The 17,808-nt window shown below is 59.3% G+C and carries 19 protein-coding genes and 1 pseudogene; 14 read left to right on the forward strand and 6 right to left on the reverse strand.

The window, feature by feature from the left end; genetic code table 11:
• Nucleotides 1-399: 399 nt before the first annotated feature.
• Complete coding sequence (locus AC3WWH_RS27565; RefSeq protein WP_058322641.1) at nucleotides 400-2,286, reverse strand: adenylate/guanylate cyclase domain-containing protein; 1,887 nt, start codon at nucleotides 2,284-2,286, stop codon at nucleotides 400-402.
• 729 nt (nucleotides 2,287-3,015) lie between these two features.
• On the opposite strand from AC3WWH_RS27565, the gene AC3WWH_RS27570 reads away from it, so the two are divergent.
• A complete protein-coding gene (locus AC3WWH_RS27570; RefSeq protein ID WP_162752479.1) occupies nucleotides 3,016-3,384 on the forward strand; it encodes a hypothetical protein in 369 nt (122 codons plus the stop codon).
• Here AC3WWH_RS27570 and AC3WWH_RS27575 read toward each other — a convergent pair.
• Nucleotides 3,340-3,492 (reverse strand): DUF1059 domain-containing protein, encoded by a 153-nt coding sequence (locus AC3WWH_RS27575; RefSeq protein WP_113398374.1) that lies wholly within the window; start codon nucleotides 3,490-3,492, stop codon nucleotides 3,340-3,342. The two genes, AC3WWH_RS27570 and AC3WWH_RS27575, sit on opposite strands and share 45 nt — an antisense overlap.
• Nucleotides 3,493-4,027: 535 nt before the next feature.
• Here AC3WWH_RS27575 and AC3WWH_RS27580 point away from each other — a divergent pair.
• The 4 genes from AC3WWH_RS27580 (at nucleotide 4,028) to AC3WWH_RS27595 (ending at nucleotide 6,987) form a co-directional block, all read left to right on the forward strand.
• Nucleotides 4,028-4,606, forward strand: a complete 579-nt coding sequence (locus AC3WWH_RS27580) for a DUF938 domain-containing protein (RefSeq protein ID WP_113398373.1) — start codon at nucleotides 4,028-4,030, stop codon at nucleotides 4,604-4,606.
• Between the two features lie 40 nt (nucleotides 4,607-4,646).
• Nucleotides 4,647-5,051, forward strand: coding sequence for a transposase (locus AC3WWH_RS27585; RefSeq protein WP_113398372.1), 405 nt, complete (start codon nucleotides 4,647-4,649; stop codon nucleotides 5,049-5,051).
• 441 nt (nucleotides 5,052-5,492) lie between these two features.
• A complete protein-coding gene (locus tag AC3WWH_RS27590) occupies nucleotides 5,493-6,584 on the forward strand; it encodes a nucleotidyltransferase family protein (RefSeq protein WP_058322638.1) in 1,092 nt (363 codons plus the stop codon).
• A gap of 136 nt (nucleotides 6,585-6,720) precedes the next feature.
• Nucleotides 6,721-6,987, forward strand: coding sequence for a type II toxin-antitoxin system Phd/YefM family antitoxin (locus tag AC3WWH_RS27595; RefSeq protein ID WP_058322637.1), 267 nt, complete (start codon nucleotides 6,721-6,723; stop codon nucleotides 6,985-6,987).
• 231 nt (nucleotides 6,988-7,218) lie between these two features.
• Here AC3WWH_RS27595 and AC3WWH_RS27600 read toward each other — a convergent pair whose 3' ends face one another.
• Nucleotides 7,219-7,572 carry an HU family DNA-binding protein gene (locus AC3WWH_RS27600; protein ID WP_492377344.1) on the reverse strand — a complete coding sequence of 118 codons (354 nt, stop codon included), beginning with the start codon at nucleotides 7,570-7,572 and terminating at the stop codon, nucleotides 7,219-7,221.
• Between the two features lie 249 nt (nucleotides 7,573-7,821).
• On the reverse strand, nucleotides 7,822-8,703 hold the full coding sequence (locus AC3WWH_RS27605; RefSeq protein ID WP_058322635.1) for a LysR family transcriptional regulator: 882 nt from the start codon (nucleotides 8,701-8,703) through the stop codon (nucleotides 7,822-7,824).
• Nucleotides 8,704-8,883: 180 nt separating this feature from the next.
• Here AC3WWH_RS27605 and AC3WWH_RS27610 point away from each other — a divergent pair, with 180 nt between their 5' ends.
• From AC3WWH_RS27610 to AC3WWH_RS27635, 6 genes are all read left to right on the forward strand, one after another.
• The gene (locus AC3WWH_RS27610) at nucleotides 8,884-9,873 is read left to right on the forward strand and encodes a hydroxyacid dehydrogenase (protein WP_113398371.1); all 990 of its coding nucleotides are present in this window, start codon (nucleotides 8,884-8,886) and stop codon (nucleotides 9,871-9,873) included.
• Nucleotides 9,874-9,919: 46 nt separating this feature from the next.
• Nucleotides 9,920-10,603 (forward strand): RraA family protein, encoded by a 684-nt coding sequence (locus tag AC3WWH_RS27615; RefSeq protein WP_058322633.1) that lies wholly within the window; start codon nucleotides 9,920-9,922, stop codon nucleotides 10,601-10,603.
• A gap of 154 nt (nucleotides 10,604-10,757) precedes the next feature.
• On the forward strand, nucleotides 10,758-11,714 hold the full coding sequence (locus AC3WWH_RS27620; protein WP_058322632.1) for a tripartite tricarboxylate transporter substrate binding protein: 957 nt from the start codon (nucleotides 10,758-10,760) through the stop codon (nucleotides 11,712-11,714).
• A complete protein-coding gene (locus AC3WWH_RS27625) occupies nucleotides 11,714-12,178 on the forward strand; it encodes a tripartite tricarboxylate transporter TctB family protein (protein WP_058322631.1) in 465 nt (154 codons plus the stop codon). Before AC3WWH_RS27620 ends, AC3WWH_RS27625 begins: the two co-directional genes overlap by 1 nt.
• Before the next feature lie 10 nt (nucleotides 12,179-12,188).
• Nucleotides 12,189-13,697 (forward strand): tripartite tricarboxylate transporter permease, encoded by a 1,509-nt coding sequence (locus AC3WWH_RS27630; RefSeq protein ID WP_058322630.1) that lies wholly within the window; start codon nucleotides 12,189-12,191, stop codon nucleotides 13,695-13,697.
• A 131-nt stretch (nucleotides 13,698-13,828) separates the two neighbouring features.
• Entirely contained in the window at nucleotides 13,829-14,998 is a 1,170-nt protein-coding gene (locus tag AC3WWH_RS27635; protein ID WP_113398370.1) for an alpha-hydroxy acid oxidase, read from the forward strand.
• A gap of 384 nt (nucleotides 14,999-15,382) precedes the next feature.
• On the opposite strand, the gene AC3WWH_RS27640 is transcribed toward AC3WWH_RS27635, so the two are convergent.
• Nucleotides 15,383-15,811 carry a hypothetical protein gene (locus AC3WWH_RS27640; RefSeq protein ID WP_113398369.1) on the reverse strand — a complete coding sequence of 143 codons (429 nt, stop codon included), beginning with the start codon at nucleotides 15,809-15,811 and terminating at the stop codon, nucleotides 15,383-15,385.
• A gap of 619 nt (nucleotides 15,812-16,430) precedes the next feature.
• Here AC3WWH_RS27640 and AC3WWH_RS27645 point away from each other — a divergent pair.
• From AC3WWH_RS27645 to AC3WWH_RS27655, 3 genes are all read left to right on the forward strand, one after another.
• The gene (locus tag AC3WWH_RS27645; protein ID WP_162752481.1) at nucleotides 16,431-16,730 is read left to right on the forward strand and encodes a hypothetical protein; all 300 of its coding nucleotides are present in this window, start codon (nucleotides 16,431-16,433) and stop codon (nucleotides 16,728-16,730) included.
• A 110-nt stretch (nucleotides 16,731-16,840) separates the two neighbouring features.
• Entirely contained in the window at nucleotides 16,841-17,122 is a 282-nt protein-coding gene (locus AC3WWH_RS27650; protein ID WP_113398383.1) for a toxin-antitoxin system TumE family protein, read from the forward strand.
• Nucleotides 17,119-17,493 (forward strand): HVO_A0114 family putative DNA-binding protein, encoded by a 375-nt coding sequence (locus AC3WWH_RS27655; protein WP_113398367.1) that lies wholly within the window; start codon nucleotides 17,119-17,121, stop codon nucleotides 17,491-17,493. The genes AC3WWH_RS27650 and AC3WWH_RS27655 overlap by 4 nt, the downstream gene beginning before the upstream one ends.
• Here the strand turns inward: AC3WWH_RS27655 and AC3WWH_RS27660 are convergent.
• Nucleotides 17,455-17,796, reverse strand: a pseudogene (locus tag AC3WWH_RS27660) (IS1595 family transposase); the annotation flags it as partial. The gene AC3WWH_RS27655 and the pseudogene AC3WWH_RS27660 overlap by 39 nt on opposite strands.
• Nucleotides 17,797-17,808 lie beyond the last annotated feature (12 nt).

Consider the following 17,808-nt stretch of genomic DNA (forward strand, 5'->3'; position numbering starts at 1 on the left):
GCCTGGCATCGGAGTGATAGGAGGTACCTCGTCGGGGCCGACGTCGGGTTCTGGCTCCTCGATAGGGGGCTCCGGCAGATCTGGTGGCACATCCGGGGAAAACTCGGGATCTGGTGTATTCGGCATCGGGGACTTTGGCATGCAGGCCTCCGCTTTCGGGGGCAACCGCGAGCGTGCGGTTTTTGTTCCAAGGATTCGGCGCGATCACTGCTCGACGTGAGCGGGGAGGTGACGGATGAGCTGTGGGCCCGCTCCATCCTGAAGCAGCCTAACGGGAGGGGGCCGGCTCCGAAGGTATCACTGGAAATGAGGCCACCGCCATGATGGCCAGTGATCACAAGTTTCACGCTCTGCAACATAAAGGAGCAATCTGAGGTGCACTAGCGAACTGGCCGTAGCTTACTGCGAAGCACACTCGGGCAGTCGAGCCGGCTTCTTGATCTTCGCGAGATCTTCCGCCTTTGCGCAAACGGGAAACCCGGCGAGTTGCATAGCTTCGACCAACCGCTGTCGCTCCACTTCATTGAATCCCACCTGATTGACGATACCTTCGACGGTCAGATCGGGAAACCTCCGAATTGCATCCGCTACAGAGGCTTTCGCCTCCTCCGTGCGGTCAAGGGCCGACAGAGCGCCGGACCGTATCACCCAATGTTTCTTTCCATAGTTTTCCGGCGTCAGACGATCCAGCATGCGCAAAGCGTCCTCATAGCGGTTCGCCATGAAGTAGGCGTGCGTGAAAATTCTGGCACTCCACATCGGGAAACTTGGATTAAGACTGACCGCTTTGTCGACCATTTGTGCGGTCCGCTCAGGCTCGCCGTAGGTAGAGGCCCAATCGACATAGAAAGTCAGAACTTCGAACTGACCGGGACCGAGGCGCAACGCTATATCGAACTCTGCCTTGGCGCGTTCGAATTCCCCTCTGTCACCCATAGTTATGGCGTAAACGGCATGCGCCTCGGCGTCGCGTGGGTCCTGCTGGACGGCGCGTTTGGCAGCGTCGGCTGACAGAGCGCGGTTCTTGTCAGGCTCAAGCCCGAACCCTGCCAGGATGCCGTGGGAATGGCTAAGTTCGACCCAGGCGCGGGCGAGGCCGGGGTCCTGCTCCACGGCGCGGGTAAGCAGCCTGACAGCCTCCTCGACATCGGCTCGATTGACTTGTTCGAGTTTCTCCGTGCCAAGCAGATAAAGTTCATAGGCATTCAGATTTTCAGGTCGCTTTCGGTGGGCGGTAATGCGGCCTGCCTCCTGAACCAAACCTGATCCGCCGCCAAGGCGGTTTGAAATCTGCTCGGAGATTTCGATTTGAATGGCGAACAAGTCCTTGTCTGGTCGGTCCCAACGCTGCGACCAGAGGTGCTTGCCCGTGTTGGCATCGGCGAGTTGCGCCGTGACCCTTACTCGCTCGGATTGACGCTGGATGGAGCCCTCGACCACAAACGCTGCGCCAAGTGCGTCACCCACCTCTTTCGGGGTAGCGAGCCTGTCCCGGTATTGTTCCGTCGAGTTGCGCGCGATCACGTGGAATTCAGGGAATCCCGCTAGATCGGTGATTATATCCTCAGTTAGGCCATCGGCGAGGCGTCCGGTCGCCTGGTCGCCGCCGTAGTTGTTGAACGGGAGCACCGCAACAGACGGCTTGCCGCTGACTGCCGCAGTTGGCCAGAAATGCCAGGCTATCACGGCCATAACCAGGACAAGGGGTGCCACAGTTACTGCCCAAACCCCGCGCAAAGGAGGTGACCGCGCGCGCTGGCGGCGGGCCTGCTCCTCAGGAAGGACGCGGAAGGCCTGCACTGGTTCGGCGATGTTCTTGACCTTCTGCTCGCCCATCGGCTCAAAACCGAGGGCCACTTTTTTCTCAACCTCCTTCGCGACTTTTTTGGAGACACAAATTCCGCCCGGGCTCGCTAATTGCTGAAGCCTTGCCGCGACGTTGACGCCCTCGCCATACCGGTCATCACCTTCGACGATCACCTCGCCGAGATTGATTCCGATCCTGACCAGAATCCTCTGCTCTTCAGGAACGGCGGAATTCCGTTCGGCGAGCCCGCGCTGGAGAGAGACGGCGCATTCCACCGCGTCTACCACGCTGCCAAATTCGGCAAGCATCCCGTCGCCCATAAGCTTGAAGATCTGGCCGCGATGGCGCGCAATCTCCGGCTCGAATAGCCCTTTTTGTCCGGCGCGAAGCCGCTCGAATGTGCCAGCCTCGTCGCGCTCCATCAGAGCGGAGTAGCCCACGACATCAGCAGCAAGGATTGCGGAAAGCTTGCGGTCCATCGGCTTGACCTACCCAGAAGGATTGTAGGACTGGCCGCCTGTAAATGAAACTCCATTATCAGGCACCCGTCCCGGCGATGATCGTCTCCTATTGTTATCATGACGGCGGGCGGAAACACGGCGACCGCCGTTTCCAGTGGCGCATTTGGGGTAACCTCTCACTGGTGTAAGCAATGTCTCTGCCTGGTTCGGTGATGCCTACGGCACAGTACGTAGCATCGTGCCCGACGGGCCAGCCCGGCCTTGGCAGAACGGCTGCACCGACCTTTAGCCTCACCGATGCCTTCTCGTCCGTGATCGCCGCGTAGCTCGCTGAGCCGAACAGATAGAGCGGCAAGCTGCCCTGAGCGATGCCGGACCCGAGGCCAACAAAGACGGCGTGCCACCGCGCCAGACAGCGGCCCCTGAAACCCGAGTGTGATGACAATGGACCATGAGGGTTGCGGAAACAATCGCAAGTGTGGTGGCGACAGGCTTGCGGAAAACGCCTGTTGATCAGGCGGCTCATGGCCTGGTATGCAAACGGGCCGTTTCAAACGGCGCATCGAGCCTTTGTCGCCCGGCATAGGCTCATAGCCGCGGCCGCATATTCGTCCGCCAGCGCCGGTCTGGCCTTGAGGACAAGCAGCTACTTGTCCTGGCACTGTTGACCGCTTCGGTCGGCATCGGCTCCTTCCTTTTCCATACGCTGGCCAACCGGTGGTCGCTAATCGCCGACGTTGGATCGCGGTGGTCATCTACTCGTTTTTCTTCGTGGCAATGATGCGGTTTCTGCGGTTAAAGGCCATCGTCGCCGGACTTCTGACCGCTGCGCTGCTGGTGCTATCGCCCACGCTCGGCGCCGTCGCGAAGCCTCTGCTCGGAAGTTCGGCAACTTATGCTCCCGGCTTGATCGCTACGCTGGTGGCGGCTGGCACGATTTTTCTGCTGCTTTGGTCTCTCGAATTCTGGACGCTCCGCTCTGCGTGCTGCCTCCCGGTGCGCATGAGATCGCAGAACCCAGTGCGTCACCTCATTTACAGCGACGTGATTCTGCCAAAGCTTGTGCCAGGACTATATCCGGTGAATCAAGCTTTCGATCTGTTGCCGGTCCTCTGAGGACCATTTGTCGGGTTCTTCTTGATGAGCGGTCGCCCCGTGGAGCTCAATGTGTTTCCATAGCTCCGCCTCAGTCTCGGCCGTGAACGCCGCCGGGCAGGCTTCCATTCCAGGGTAATCCTTGCAGCAATATGAGTAGGCCTTGCTTCACCTCCTGCGCTGCCATCACAATAGCACGGGCTGTGTCGGCACTGAACAGAGCCGGATCTTCAAACATTGGGTCGACATGGATCGTCGCAGCTATCGAGGTCGAGTCTGGAAGCGGCGTATTGTGGCCACCGAAAAGGAGTTGGTGGCGCGACCGCTCATAGGCAATACCGTTCGCGGTACCAAACGTGACTTTCACCACTAGCACTGGCAGCGTTCGCTAAATCCCGATCGTCTCATCTGTCCGAACGAGCGCGGCCGCCGGCGGGCGAGCCGGTTATCAGTTCCAGTCGGCAAAGGTCGTTACTCTAGGGCTCTAGCTGCGGTAAGCCTTCTCGTTGACGAACGCGTCAACTCGAACGCGAACAACAGTTCGATTGAAGCGCCAGATCCAGTCACTCGACGTCCGGCGCCCTTCGGAAGTCCGAAATCCTTGGTTTTAGTCCCATCACTTCAGCTATAAGCTGGGAGACATCGCCCAGGGGATTCAAGACCCATGCACAAAGAAAAAGAGGACCGTTTGCCTGTTGCAGTGGAACAGCGCGAGGTAATTGCCGACCACCGCATGTTCTCGCCTTCCGTAGCGCGAAATTCGGCGCCGATCCTCGCGGTCCTAAAACGTGTCCTTCCAACACATGGGGCCGTGCTGGAGATTGGTTGCGGGACCGGCGAGCACGCCGTGTGTTTTGCGGGAGCAATGCCCGGCCTCACCTGGCAGCCGAGCGATCCGGATGACGACGCCCGCGCCAGCACGTCCAGTTGGATTAAATTCGCAGGGCTGAAGAATGTGCTGGGACCGCGGGATATTGACGTGTGTTCAGAACAATGGGGCGTCGAACAAACGGGGCATTTTGACGCCATCGTGTCGATCAATATGATCCATATCGCGCCATGGGCCTCAAGCTTAGGATCGTTCGCAGGAGCTGGCCGTTTGCTTCGCGCGGGTGGGCTTCTTGTTCTATACGGTCCATTCATGCGCGACGGCGCACACACCGCCCCCTCGAACGCTGCTTTCGACGCGGCTCTAAAGGAGCGAAACCCATCCTGGGGTGTGCGTGATATCGCGTATCGCTAAACTGGATCACGAGATCCTCGTTCGAGCGCGGGACGACGGAATGACGGTTCCGGGGATTGGAGCGATAACCGCGCTTGCCATCAAATCACTAGTCCACGATCCCGATAGTTTCAAATCCGCACGCCACTTTGCCGCGTGGATTGGCCTGACCCCGAAGAGTCATTCAAGCGGGGCAAGCCAGACCTTGGTCGGTATTTCAAAGATGGGGAACGGCCAGTTGAGAACCTTGCTTGTTACTGGCGCTATGTCGGTTCTCATGCATCTCAAAGCCGACGATAAGACACAACCGTGGCTGAGCAGGCTCAAGAACCGGCGTCCTTTCAAAGTCGCGGCCGTCGCGCTGGCCAACAAGACCGCACGCATTGTCTGGGCCTTGTTGACAAAGGGCGGGATCTACAGAGAACGGCGGGTCATTCCCGCATTGGTCGCCACGACCTCCGCATAGACGGTAACGTCTTACCAGAACCAGCATAGGCGAGATGCCAACCTGACTCCTTGTCTTCGAGACGCCACAGAAGAGCACGGAATACCGGAAGGGCGCTAGTGTATCCTAATACGCATAATTGTTGGGCCGTTGCTCGGCGAGGCGAACATTGGTGGGGTGGCGAGAACCGCCACGACATACCGTCCTCATGAAAGCAACGTTTTGAACCAGGTAATTAAGGCCAGACATCTCTCCGGACGGGTCGCCTCACTTTCGGGGCGGCCCGCTCTACGGTCCAGTTCGAAAGACTTGCTCCGCCGTGAACGGAGTTGGTGAAGCAGCTCGCGCGTCGCCCGTGAGATGCGTCGCCAACCTGCGCATACGGCGCTTACTCTCATTTTTGTGCGTCTGGTTTTCTAACTCGAAATCTATTATACCTTTTATCAAAAAGGGTATAACCACATGAAAACCATTGACCTGATGTATCAGACGATGCTTGCTGAGCTCGGCCAGCGATCGCTCGACGCGGCATGGACAGCCGACTTTCCACCTGAAGGCCGCTTCACGCCCGTCACGGTAAAGGCGCGTCGATACTGGTATTTCGACATCCCTGATGGGCATGGCGGGAGGACCCGGCGTTACGTCGGCCCCGCAGATGATCCCGAGATTTCGGAGCGCGTCGCAGACTTTCAAGCTCAGAGGGATGATCTCCGCGCTCGGCGCCGCCTGGTTAGCACCCTCACTCGTGAAGGAGGGATGATCGCGCCCGATAAGATGTCAGGCGACGTCGTTGAGGCGTTGGCGAACGGGGGCCTGTTCCGATTGCGTGGCGTGCTGATCGGCACGGTGGCATTCCAATGCTACGCGGGTCTCCTTGGCGTGCGTCTGCCAATGGCCGCAGTCCTGACAGGGGACGCGGACATTGCCCAAGACTACGCCATTAGTCATGAGGTCGAAGACAGCCTACCTCCAATCGTCGATCTGCTGCAATCGGTCGATCCGACCTTCCGGCCCGTCCCGCACCGATCGGGAGCCACAGCTTCGTCTGCATTTGTCAGCAGCTCCGGATATCGGGTCGAGTTCCTGACTTCGAACAGAGGCAGCGACGACTACATCGATCAACCCGCAAAGATGCCTGCCTTGGGCGGCGCGGGCGCAGATCCACTGCGCTTTCTCGACTTTTTGATCAGGGACCCCATTCGGACGATCCTGCTCCACAAGTCGGGTGTTCCTGTGACAGTCCCAGCCCCAGAGCGCTATGCCGTCCATAAGCTTATTGTCGCGTCGCGTCGCCACACCGATGGCCAGAGCGCGGTCAAGCGAGACAAGGATGTGCGGCAGGCCGCGCTCCTGTTCGAAGCGCTCCAGCAGACACGACGGACGTCCGACCTTGCCCTGGTTTATAACGAAGCATGGGAACGCGGCGCAGGTTGGCAAGAAGGCATCCGTGCCGGGGCAGGAATGCTTACAGCCGACGAAAGAAACCGCCTCAGGGACTGTCTCCAGACAGGAGCCTCGGAAATCGGCGAAGAGGTTACCGTGCCGTTCCAATAGTGGGATGCGACTACGCGACTTGCTATCAACCGCGACCAGCAAGACGCAGGCGGTGAGGCAATGGGCGAATTCGGCCTTCGAGTGAATAGAGGCTTCTGGTATCCTGCTGCGATGCACTAGTTGGATATCTAGCTACATGGAGACGACCGTAAAAATCACGACCCTTTCCAGCCGGGAACTCACCAGGGATATCAGTCGCGCCAAAAAGGCGGCGGAAGCCGGGCCGGTTATAATTACTGACCACGGTAGGCCTCGTTTTGTCCTGAAAAGCTACGATGAATTCGAGCGATTGAGCGGCAAACGTCGCAACCTTGTCGATGCTCTTGCTATGCTTGGTCTATCGACAGTCGATATCGAGCCGAGCCGCATTACAATCGAGCCGCGCGAAGCGGACCTATCTTGAAACGTTGGGTGGCTTCGAACCGATTGCGGAACGACAAAGATCTGCGACGAAAACTGATGTCAGTCTGGCTGCCTGCTAGGAGCGGAAAGAGCCGGCTCGCTGACGGGCCGGTTCTGTCACAGAACTTGCAATCGGCGAAGGTTCGGGTGAAGCATTTTGACCGATCAAGGCCATAACGACCTCAATAGCCTTCGCGTCTCCGCCGTCAACGCCCCGAACCTTCCGGCCCCGTCAGCCGTTCAGTGCGTCCTTAAGCGCCTTGGCCGGAGCGAAGGTCAACTTCTTCGCAGCCGCGACCTTGATGGTCGCACCGGTTGCCGGATTGCGCGCGTCGCGCTCAGGCGTGTCCTTGACCTTGAATTTGCCAAAGCCCGGGATCGATGTTTCGGCGCCGGATGTGGCGGCGGCGGTCACGGCGGCAAAGACCGCCTCGACAACCGCCTTGCTCTGGACCTTGGTCAAGCCATGCTCGGTCGCGATCTTATCTGCAATCTCGTTGGTTGTTGTCATTGTTTTTCCCCTCTTGATGACGTGGAAATTCTCGTCCGACGGCGTCCGTTTGTCATGTGGCGTCTCCGCCAGCAGGGCCTAAATTCCGACGATTTCCACAGCCCAAGTCCGTCTTCTGTGCCGACACACTCTGGCCCGTCGGCATTCTTCTTTGAATTTTGCCCTTTGCGCGGCCATCCTTCTTTCCGCGTGTTGCCGCATGGGTGTGTGGACGCCATGGCTGTTTGACTTGGAGCGGCTTTCCGAGGTGCTTATTTCCCTAGCCCGCTGTTGGAATTCTCTCATGGCGACAGCGGCCGCGCCTTTAGAGCCATGGACATGGCGTCAACGCGCAACCCCGAACTCTCCGCTGAAACTGACCAAATGTTGGTGAAGCCGGTCGATAACGGCTGCTCGAGGACTGGCCCGCCGCTCTATAAGGCCGATCTGGCGATAGATTGGCGGATCGCCAAAGGGCACGGCAACTACCTCGCCGCCAGCTTCTCTTAAGGCACTCCAGGGCGCGATTGAAACTCCGAGTCCATTGACCACGCAGGCGACGACCGCTGTGATCGTGTCAATCTCGGCAATAACGTTCGTGACGATCCCGCTTCTCGCGACTTCGGTCTCAATAATGTTTGCAAGGCGAAACCGGCTGATGAACTTCACATAGGGAAGTTCCGTAAGCATCTCAGCTGCAGGCCTGGGACGCGTCCCTTTTGGAGCGATTGCGAAGAGTGGCTCCTGGATGAACGGGCTCCACCGCAATGTCGATGGGACGCCGGAATATTCGGCCACCATCGCTGAATCGAGGCGTCCGGTAACGACGTCGTTCAGCAGCTCATCGGTGTTGGCAACGTGGAGCTTGATCTTCAAGCCGGGGAAGTCGTTCTTGAGGGCGATGATCGCCTTCGGCAGGAGAGAAAGGGCGCTTGAGCGCACCGAGCCGATGGTAAACGTGCCGCCGACCGATTTCCCGGAAATAGCGTCAACGATATCATCGGCAGAACGCACAAGACCTTGTGCGGCCTCCAGCATTTGAAGTCCCTGGCTGTTCAGCGTGATCGGCCGCGTCGAACGATCGAACAGCTCGGCCCGCACTTCCGATTCCAGTGCCTGGATTTGCTGGCTCACAGCAGATGGCGTGAGACCAACCGCGTCGGCCGCCTTCGCGAACGTGCCGTGTTCTGCAATCGCGATGAAGGTTTTCAGCTGACGAATATCCAAACGACCACCTAATTGATTAAGATTTGCTATTTATCTTTGTCAGAATTATTCGCTTTTTTCAAGAATTTCTTATGTTACCGTCATGTGTAGGAGGTGCCCACGGGAGTTCGGGCACGAGGGAGGATCCAGCAGAAAGCGCCTTGCTGCTCTGCGTCCTCGCCATCGCCAATCGAGGTACGCATGCGAAGCCAAAACATTCTTGTAACCGGCCCAGCGATCAATGAGCGGGCAGTGAAGCTCGCCGAGGAAAGCGGTTATAGCCTGGTCTATGTACCGCCGTACACGAGCGAAGAAGATCTCGTTGGCTTCGTGGCGAGCGCCGATCCGGTTGGCGTCATTGTTCGCATGGGCCGCTTTGGCGCTTCAGCAATTGATGCAGCCCTCTCGCTTCGCGTGATTTCCAAACATGGGGTCGGCGTGGACAACATCGATCTCGACGCGGCCTCGCGTCGCGAGATTCCGGTCGTCGTCGCGACGGGTGCGAACGCTCTGTCCGTCGCGGAACACGCCATCGCCCTGCTGCTCACCACAGTTAAGCGGATTTTGCCGCTGGATAGTGGGCTACGAGCGGGCAGGTGGGAGAAGCCAGGCTTCTCCGGCAAAGAACTTTCGGGCATGACCATGGGGCTCGTCGGCTTCGGAGCAATTGCCCGCCATACGGCGATGCTTGCGAAGACATTCGGCATCCGTATCAGTGCATACGATCCGTTCACGGACGATGCCACCTTCGCAGAGGCCGGGGTCACCCGGGCGAGCACGGTTGAGGAGATCCTCGCAGGCTCGGATATCGTCAGCCTGCACTGCCCACTCACGGCAGAGACGCGAAACCTCCTCGACGACGAGGGCCTCGCTCGGATGAAGCTTGGCGCATACGTGATCAACACCGCGCGCGGCGGCCTCATCGATGAGGAAGCACTGCTGCGGGCAATTGCCAGCGGTCACATCGCGGGCGCCGGACTGGATACCTTCCAGACCGAGCCGCCTTCGCCCGACCATCCGTTCTGGCAGGAGCCGAGGGTTGTTGTGACGCCGCACATCGGCGGTGTCACAAAGGAGGCGAATGCCCGTGTCGGCATCGACGCGATCGAGGGAGTGCTCGCAATCGTCGAAGGGCGTGCTCTTGGCCGCGAGAGGATCGTGAACTTCCGGGTCCTGGCGGCGTCAGCCTGACAACTCTCACATTCAACATCCTCAATGCCAGATTCAGGAGAATACGTTGACCATAGGATTCAGAGTTCGCAGCCGGCCTCGGGCCGTTGAGCAAGCGTGGGTCGAGAGGTTCCGGGAACTGCCGGTTGCCAATGTGAGCGACAGCATGCACCGCATGCATGCGGCTGGCGCGCAGCTTCGGCCGATGCATCGGTCTGGTAAACTTGCCGGCCGCGCTATCACCGTCAAGGCGCCTCCCGGTGACAACCTCATGCTGCACAAGGCAATCGACATGGCCGCCGAAGGCGACGTCATCGTTATCGATGCGGGGGGCGATGTCACGAATGCCTTGATGGGAGAGATGATGCTTGCCCATGCGCGCGGTCGTGGCGTGGCCGGTTTCGTGCTCAACGGAGCCATTCGCGACGCTGACGCGTTTCTTGAGATGAACGTTCCGTCGTTTGCCGTCGGTGTGACACATCGGGGTCCCTACAAGAACGGACCTGGCGAAATCAATTGCCCGATCGCCATCGGCGGCATGGTGGTCATGCCGGGCGATCTGGTCCTTGGCGATGCGGACGGGGTGGTCGTGATCCCGATCGATGACGTGGCTGAGGTCTACGAGCGAACTGCTGCCAAGCACGCCGCCGAAAATAAGCAGATGGAGAACATCAAGGCCGGGACCCATAGGCCGACCTGGTTCAACGAAGCGCTCTCGAAAGCTGGCTGCGAACTGCCGCCTGAGCTCTGATTGCGAGCGACTGAATTGCGCCGGCGCCTTCACGGAGGAGGAGGGGTCACCGACCGGAACAACGATCTTGGTCCGTCACACCACTTGTGTGTCGGGCCGAATGAAACCTCGAAGCGCTGAGGCGCTCGATAGCAGTCATCAATGGGAGGATAGCATGAAGCATTTGATCCGAAACACCGCGCTTGCGACGACCCTGCTCTTGGGCGCGGGCGCCGCACATGCCGAATGGCCGACGGATCGGCCGATCGAGTTCATTGTCGCTTTCGCTCCGGGCGGCGGCACGGACGTTATGAACAGAACTCTGGCGCCCTATGTCGAGAAGGAGCTCGGTGCGAAAATCACGGTTCTGAACCGTCCGGGCGCTTCGGGCGAAATCGCCTACACGGCGATGACGGAAGCGCGTCCGGACGGCTACACAGCTTCCTCGCTGAACACGCCCGGTTACCTGACCATGCAGATGGACCGAAAGGTCCGTTTCGACCCCAAGAAAATTTGCCCTGTTGCTCGCATCGTTGAGGATCCGGGTTCGTTCATTGTCCAGGCGAACTCCGAGTTCAATTCTCTCAAGGACCTCGTGGCCTATGCGAAGGCCAATCCTGGCGCAGTGACCGTTGGTACGACTGGTCTCGGCACGGACGAACATCTCGCCATGCTGCAACTCGAAAAGTCGGCCGGCATCGACTTGACCGCGGTGACGTTCAACGGTGCGAACGAGGCGCGCACGGCGCTCCTTGGCGGCCACGTCATGACGATTGGCATCAATGTCGGCGAGTTCGTTGGCAGCGATCATTCAGCCTTCAAGAATCTGGGTCAGTTCGCAGAAGAGCGCGCTGTGATCGCCCCCGATCTACCGACGGCAAAGGAGCAGGGCTTTGAAGTTCTGGTGAGCTCGGAACGCGGCATTGCGATGGGCTGCGACGTACCGGAAGATATCCGGGTCAAGTTCTCTGACGCAATCCGAAAAGCCCTCGATAACCCGGAATTCCAGGCGAAAGCCAAGCAACAGTCGCTTGCCCTTTCTTACCTCTCTTCTGAAGACTGGAGCAAGGAATTGCCGGTTCGGGCAGAGCGGCTGGGCGCCATCTGGAAGCTCGCAAAGGAACAGCAGTAATGTCGGCGCCGCGCAAAGCTGGCGGGGCGGGCGATCGTCCGGACCTCCTAACCGCCGCGCTTTTCGTGGGTTTTGGCGCGCTCGGCCTTTGGGCCGGGCGCGACCTGACCTTGGGGACGGCGTCTGCGATGGGGCCGGGCTATCTTCCCAGGATCGTCTGTTGGCTCCTCATCATCGTCGGCGTGACAGTCGGGGGAGTGGGTGCCTTTCGTGATCGTCAGGAGATCGCCACGCCGAAGCTTTGGCCGGTGGCCGTCATTCTCGCTTCGGTAGTGGGCTTCGCGTTCATTGCCGAATTCTTCGGTTTTGTCGCAGCGTCGGTTTGGTTGCTGCTCGTCGGCAGCATCGCCGATCGTGATTCGAAACTGCGCGAAGTGATCCTGCTTACGGCCGGACTGACGGCTTTTGGCGCATTGGTCTTCATTGTCGGCCTGGGCGTTCAGATGCCCATCTGGCCATTCTGAGGAGGGACTTATGAACTTTATCGACCTCCTTATGCTGGGATTCAGCGAGGCGCTGACGCCCACGAACCTCGGCTTTTGCCTGTTGGGCGCACTGCTCGGCACCCTGATCGGCGTGCTGCCCGGTATCGGCCCCACTGCCACGATCGCTGTCCTGCTGCCGATCACGTTCTATCTGCCGCCGCTCGCCGGCCTCATCATGTTGGCCGGCATCTATTACGGTGCTCAGTACGGCGGCTCGACGACTGCCATCCTGGTCAACCTGCCAGGAGAAGCCTCCTCGGTGGTGACGGCGATAGACGGCTACAAGATGGCCCAGAAGGGACGAGCGGGATCGGCGCTCGCCGTCGCGGCTCTCGGTTCCTTCTTTGCCGGTACGGTCGCGACTTTTGGCATCGCCATTGCCGGTCCGACGCTCTCCTCTTTTGCTCTGTCGTTCGGGCCGACCGAATACGTCTCGCTAATGCTGTTCGGCCTGCTGGCGGCGACCGTGCTTGCTCGCGGACCCGTTCTGAAAGCCATTGGCATGATCCTGCTCGGTCTCCTCCTGGGGATGGTAGGCATCGACGCCAGTTCTGGGGAGGAGCGCCTGACATTCAGCGCGGTGGAGTTGTTCGATGGCATCGACTTCGTCGTCATCGCTATCGGTCTCTTTGGCTTTGCGGAGATTATCGAGAATCTCGAAAATCATGAGGCGCGCGGCGTGCTCGTCAGTAAGCTAAGCCGGCTGTGGCCGACGCGTGAGGACTTCCGCCGCGCCTGGCCTGCAGTCCTGCGCGGGACGGGCGTCGGTACATTCCTTGGTGTCCTGCCCGGCGGCGGGGCGACCCTTGCGTCCTTCTGCGCCTATTCGGTCGAGAAGAAGATCTCCAAGAACCCGTCCGAGTTCGGCGAAGGCGCCGTCGAAGGCGTCGCTGGACCGGAGGCAGCCAACAATGCCGGCGCCCAGTCCTCGTTCATCCCACTGCTGACGCTCGGCATCCCGTCCAACAACATGATGGCGATGATGTTGAGCGCGTTCATCATCCACGGCATCACGCCTGGCCCGACGGTTCTCGCGAGCCAGCCGGAGATTTTCTGGGGTCTCGTTGCCAGCATGTGGATCGGCAATCTTATGTTGGTCGTGATCAACCTGCCCCTGATCGGTGTATGGGTGAAGCTGCTGACGGTGCCCTATCGCCTGCTTTATCCAGCCATCCTGCTTTTTTGCTGCGTTGGCGTCTACAGCATCAATAACCGCATCTTCGATGTGGTCCTGGCAGCCGGATTTGGTCTTCTTGGCTACGCGTTCCGCAAGGCGAAATGTGAGGCAGGGCCGCTGCTACTCGGGTTCGTTCTAGGCCCGCTTCTCGAAACGAACATACGTCGCGCGATGACCATCTCCCATGGTGATCCGAGCGTCTTCTACGAGCGCCCGATCAGTCTGGTCCTGCTCATCGCAACGGTTGGCATGTTCGTGCTGATGGTGCTGCCTTCCTTCCGTCGGACGCGCGAGGTAGCGTTTCAGGACGAAGAAGCATGACCACCAGTCGATAACGACGCTCCATGACGGCCGCTCCGCGCGGCCGTTTTTTTCGCGAAATGATGTACGGCCTCATTGCCCCGGCAGCCTGATCATTGGAAGCTGCGGCGAGCGACCTTGGTGGACAAGCAATGGGCGATCCCCTTCAAAAGTATCTCTGCTTGAATGATTTCGAAAGAACGGCGAGGCGCCGCCTTCCGCGGCCACTATTTGGGTACATCGCGGGTGCGAGCGAAACCAATGCGTCGCTGCGCTACAATGCAGTCGATTTCGACGCGTATGCGTTTCGGCCGCGTGTGCTGCGAGACGTTTCCCGGCGCAGCACACAAACAACGCTGCTCGGCGAAACGTATGATGCGCCGTTTGGGATCGCGCCTATGGGCATCAGTGCACTGATGGCCTACCGCGGTGACGTTGTGCTGGCTGAGGCAGCCAGAAAGCGTCGAATTCCCATGATCATGAGTGGATCATCGCTAACGCGGCTCGAGGACGTCGCCAACGCCGCCCCGGGCTCGTGGTTCCAGGCGTATCTTCCAGGAGAACCCGACCGGATTGATGCACTCGTCGACCGCGTGCAACGGGCCGGTTTTCAGACGCTGGTCCTGACGGTCGACACGGCCACTCTGGCAAATCGCGAGAACAATATTCGCGCCGGCTTCTCTACTCCCCTGCGCCCGAGCCTGCGTTTGGCGTGGCAGGGCATTTCCCACCCGCGATGGACGATCGGTACCTTTCTACGCACTCTGGTGACGCAGGGCGTCCCGCATTTTGAGAACTCCTATGCGGACCGTGGTGCGCCGATCATTTCGTCGAACATCATGCGCGATTTCGGGCGGCGGGATCACCTGAATTGGGTCCACCTCGAGCGCATTCGCGCGCGTTGGCCGGGAAAACTCGTCGTCAAAGGTGTTCTGCATCCAGACGACGCTTCGCGCGTGCATGACGTGGGCGCGGATGGGTTGATCGTGTCCAATCACGGCGGGCGTCAACTCGACGGCACCATGTCGCCCTTAAGCGCGCTTCCTGAGATCGTTGCGCGGATCGGCAACAAAACCACTGTCATGGTCGACGGCGGCTTCCGGCGGGGCACCGATATAATCAAGGCACTCGCGCTGGGCGCACGCTTCGTTTTTGTCGGGCGGCCTTTCCTCTACGCAGCGGTTGCCGCCGGCAGTCCAGCTATCCTTAAAGCTATCGACATCCTAAAATCGGAAATCCATCAGGACATGGCGCTCCTCGGAGTCGTGGCGCTAGACGACATCGATGACTGTTTCGTCGTTCGCCGTGATCGCCTCGCGTGACGGTTAAGGTCGTGGACCGGGCGTCACATTGAAAAGGCTAGCGATTTGATTCTGCTCGAGGCGAAGGATCGCAGACGTGGTGGGCCCTGCGGGACTCGAACCTGCAACCAATCTGTTATGAGCCGACGGCTCCAACCATTGAGCTACAGGCCCCACCAGAAAAGTCGCAAACTCTGGCGCCACGAGGGAACCTTATCCGGACCGTCGACGTCAGCAATGTCATATCGCCGCCTGTTCGTTTCGCTTCAAGAATCGAGATTTGCGCGAGGAGAGGTCTCTTCGTTGTGGTCTCCGCCCCTCCTGCAGTCTCGCTTCAGCCCGGGCCGCTATGCTCTGGCCTGGCAGCAGTGGAAAAGCCGAGTTTTCCCGAGTTCTCGACGTGGTTCACCATCCGCCAGGCTTGGAGGAGGCGCTCCTTCTACCGCAACGGTTGCCTCGGGCATCTCGTTGCCACTCGTATTGGCAATTCCCAGGGTAGGTAGGATAGTAGCCACCACCGCAGTCATTGTTCGCGCACACGGCGATGGCAGTTCCGACCAATGCAACGGCGACGACGGCGGCCGCAGCCTGGTTCTCCTGCTGAACCATGTTGACGCACTCGATTGGGTCAATGCGGCGCCTGGCCAACTCGCCGGTGAGTTCCTGCGTAAAGGCTAAATCAGTATTTGTTATGAACGTTCGACAGAGCGCGGACTTGGTCACGCGCGCCGGATCTTTGCGAAATTCTGCTTGCGTCGTTGTGCAGCTCGATAAGGCAAACGCCAGCACCACGGCTAGGCTAAGCCGCGAAAAAATAACAGATTTCAATTGCATTCCCCCAATTCCCTAGGGGATCATGTCACAACTTATCGAAGAGTCGAGTCTGCAATGCTAAATTAGCGTTGCTGTCTGGATTGCCGGTTAACATGCGAGGAGTTGCCACCGTGAAGCGCGATTTGCGGTGTAGGATCGGGCGGTTTAGCGACGAAGAGGTAATACCAGTTCGAGACCAAGGAAGTTGGGGATCAAGTCGACGGTGAGCGCGATGCTGCCTTTGCGATCTTACGATCGACCCATGCAGAAAGGCCGTTCCAGAGCTCTTGGTGTTGGCCGACTTGGCAAGCTATTCCAATAATCTGCTGGTAAGAGATGGGCGTGATAGTCCCTTCACCAACGAGGCTGGAGTCCACCAGGCCTCGCTTGGCTTTGCGCGCCGTCGGGAAGCTTGGGTGATCGGCAAAGACTGCCAGGGCGGCTGCCTGAAGGGGTTGGTTCTGGTACCGGGCGAAATGACACCGTAAGCGCTTTCTCGTCCTCTGTCGGCCCGAAGAATCTGTCGTCGTTAAGTTGTAACTCCGTGCCACTTGGCCAACGCGATAACGTTCTTGTAATGTCTCAGTACAGTCAACATCAACCCAATGGACCTCTGCTTGCCACGGCCCTCGATCTCGACATGACCAGCTATTTCGAAGCGACGGCCGAGAGCTATTTCAAGCATCTCACCCGCGACGCCATCGAGGCGGCGGTGGCAGAGGCCAAGGGCGAGGAGTTCGCGAAAGGCTTCTCGCGCATGAAGAAGGCGGAAGCCGCAGCCCATGCCGAAAACGCCGTCAAGGGCACCGGCTGGCTGCCGCAGCCGCTGCACGGCGCGGCCACCACGCCAGCCCCGAACGCTGATGAGTTCGACGCGGCGTTGATCGAACCCACCGAGGAAGAAATCGAAGCCTACGAGTTCCCCGCAGCGGCTGAGTGATCAGCCGCAAGCCGGTTGCGGTCGTCTCCGCCGCGACCGGCCACTGAAAAATTCATCCCGTGGTGTTGTTCTCATTGACAACGGCATGGGGTGTTGTTATAGATAACAACATGAAAGCCGTGCTAATTGAGAAATCCCGAAAGGTCATCAACGACAGCGCCTTTTTCGAGGTTGTGTTGTGGCATCTGCCGGAACCGGTACCGGGCAGCGCCCATCCGTTTAAATACAGGCTTGCGCTCGTCGTGAATGGAGAATGTGTGCTCCGATATGACAACGAGCGCGGCAAAGGGGATCATCGTCACATCGGGGGTCGCGAGGAAGCCATAGGATTTACCACCCTCGAAGCTCTCTTCGATGCCTTTCAGGCGGATATGGAAAGGATACTGGGATGACGACATTGACTGTACGTTTGGGCACGATCGACGACATCAAGGCCCGGTTTGTTGCGGCAGGCAAGCTTGCATTGTCCGGCAAAGCCGTCGAAGCAAGACCGTGCGTCGAGTTTTCGAGCTATGATGACTTGCACCGTATTCTTGCGCCGTTGCGTCTCGCCATCGTTAAGGCTCTGGCCGGACAGGGCCCGCTTCCCATCCGCGAGGTTGCCCGGCGCGTGGACCGTGATGTGCAGGCCGTTCATCGCGACGTGACAACACTTATCAATGCGGGTGTCATCGATCGGCATGAGAATGGTGTCGAGTTTCCGTATGACAGCATCCATTTCGAATTCGATCTGCGCCTCGGCCGCGCGCGCCGCTGCACGTAACGAAAGACCAGTCACCACCGCAGCACGCGCGTCACCGGCCGGAGTGCCGGGTGTGACGTCATCTGGTCGCTGCACGATCACCATGACAGGCGTCTTCTGGGTATTCGGTAGACCTTTTCGGCCTCGTCCAGGCGGTGGATCGTCCGGATTTATTCTCGGTCGCCCACCGAGATGAAAATGGTCGATCTCCACCGTGCCATCGAGCATGTGCTCGCGCGCCGCCATGAGACGCAGCGCGTGTCCCATCCGCCAGGCCGTGGGTTGGCTCACCCCCAGAGCCTCGGCCAGGCGCACCGAGGCGACCGCTGGGCGACG

This window comes from Ensifer sp. EB106-03-01-XG145, assembly GCF_058792075.1.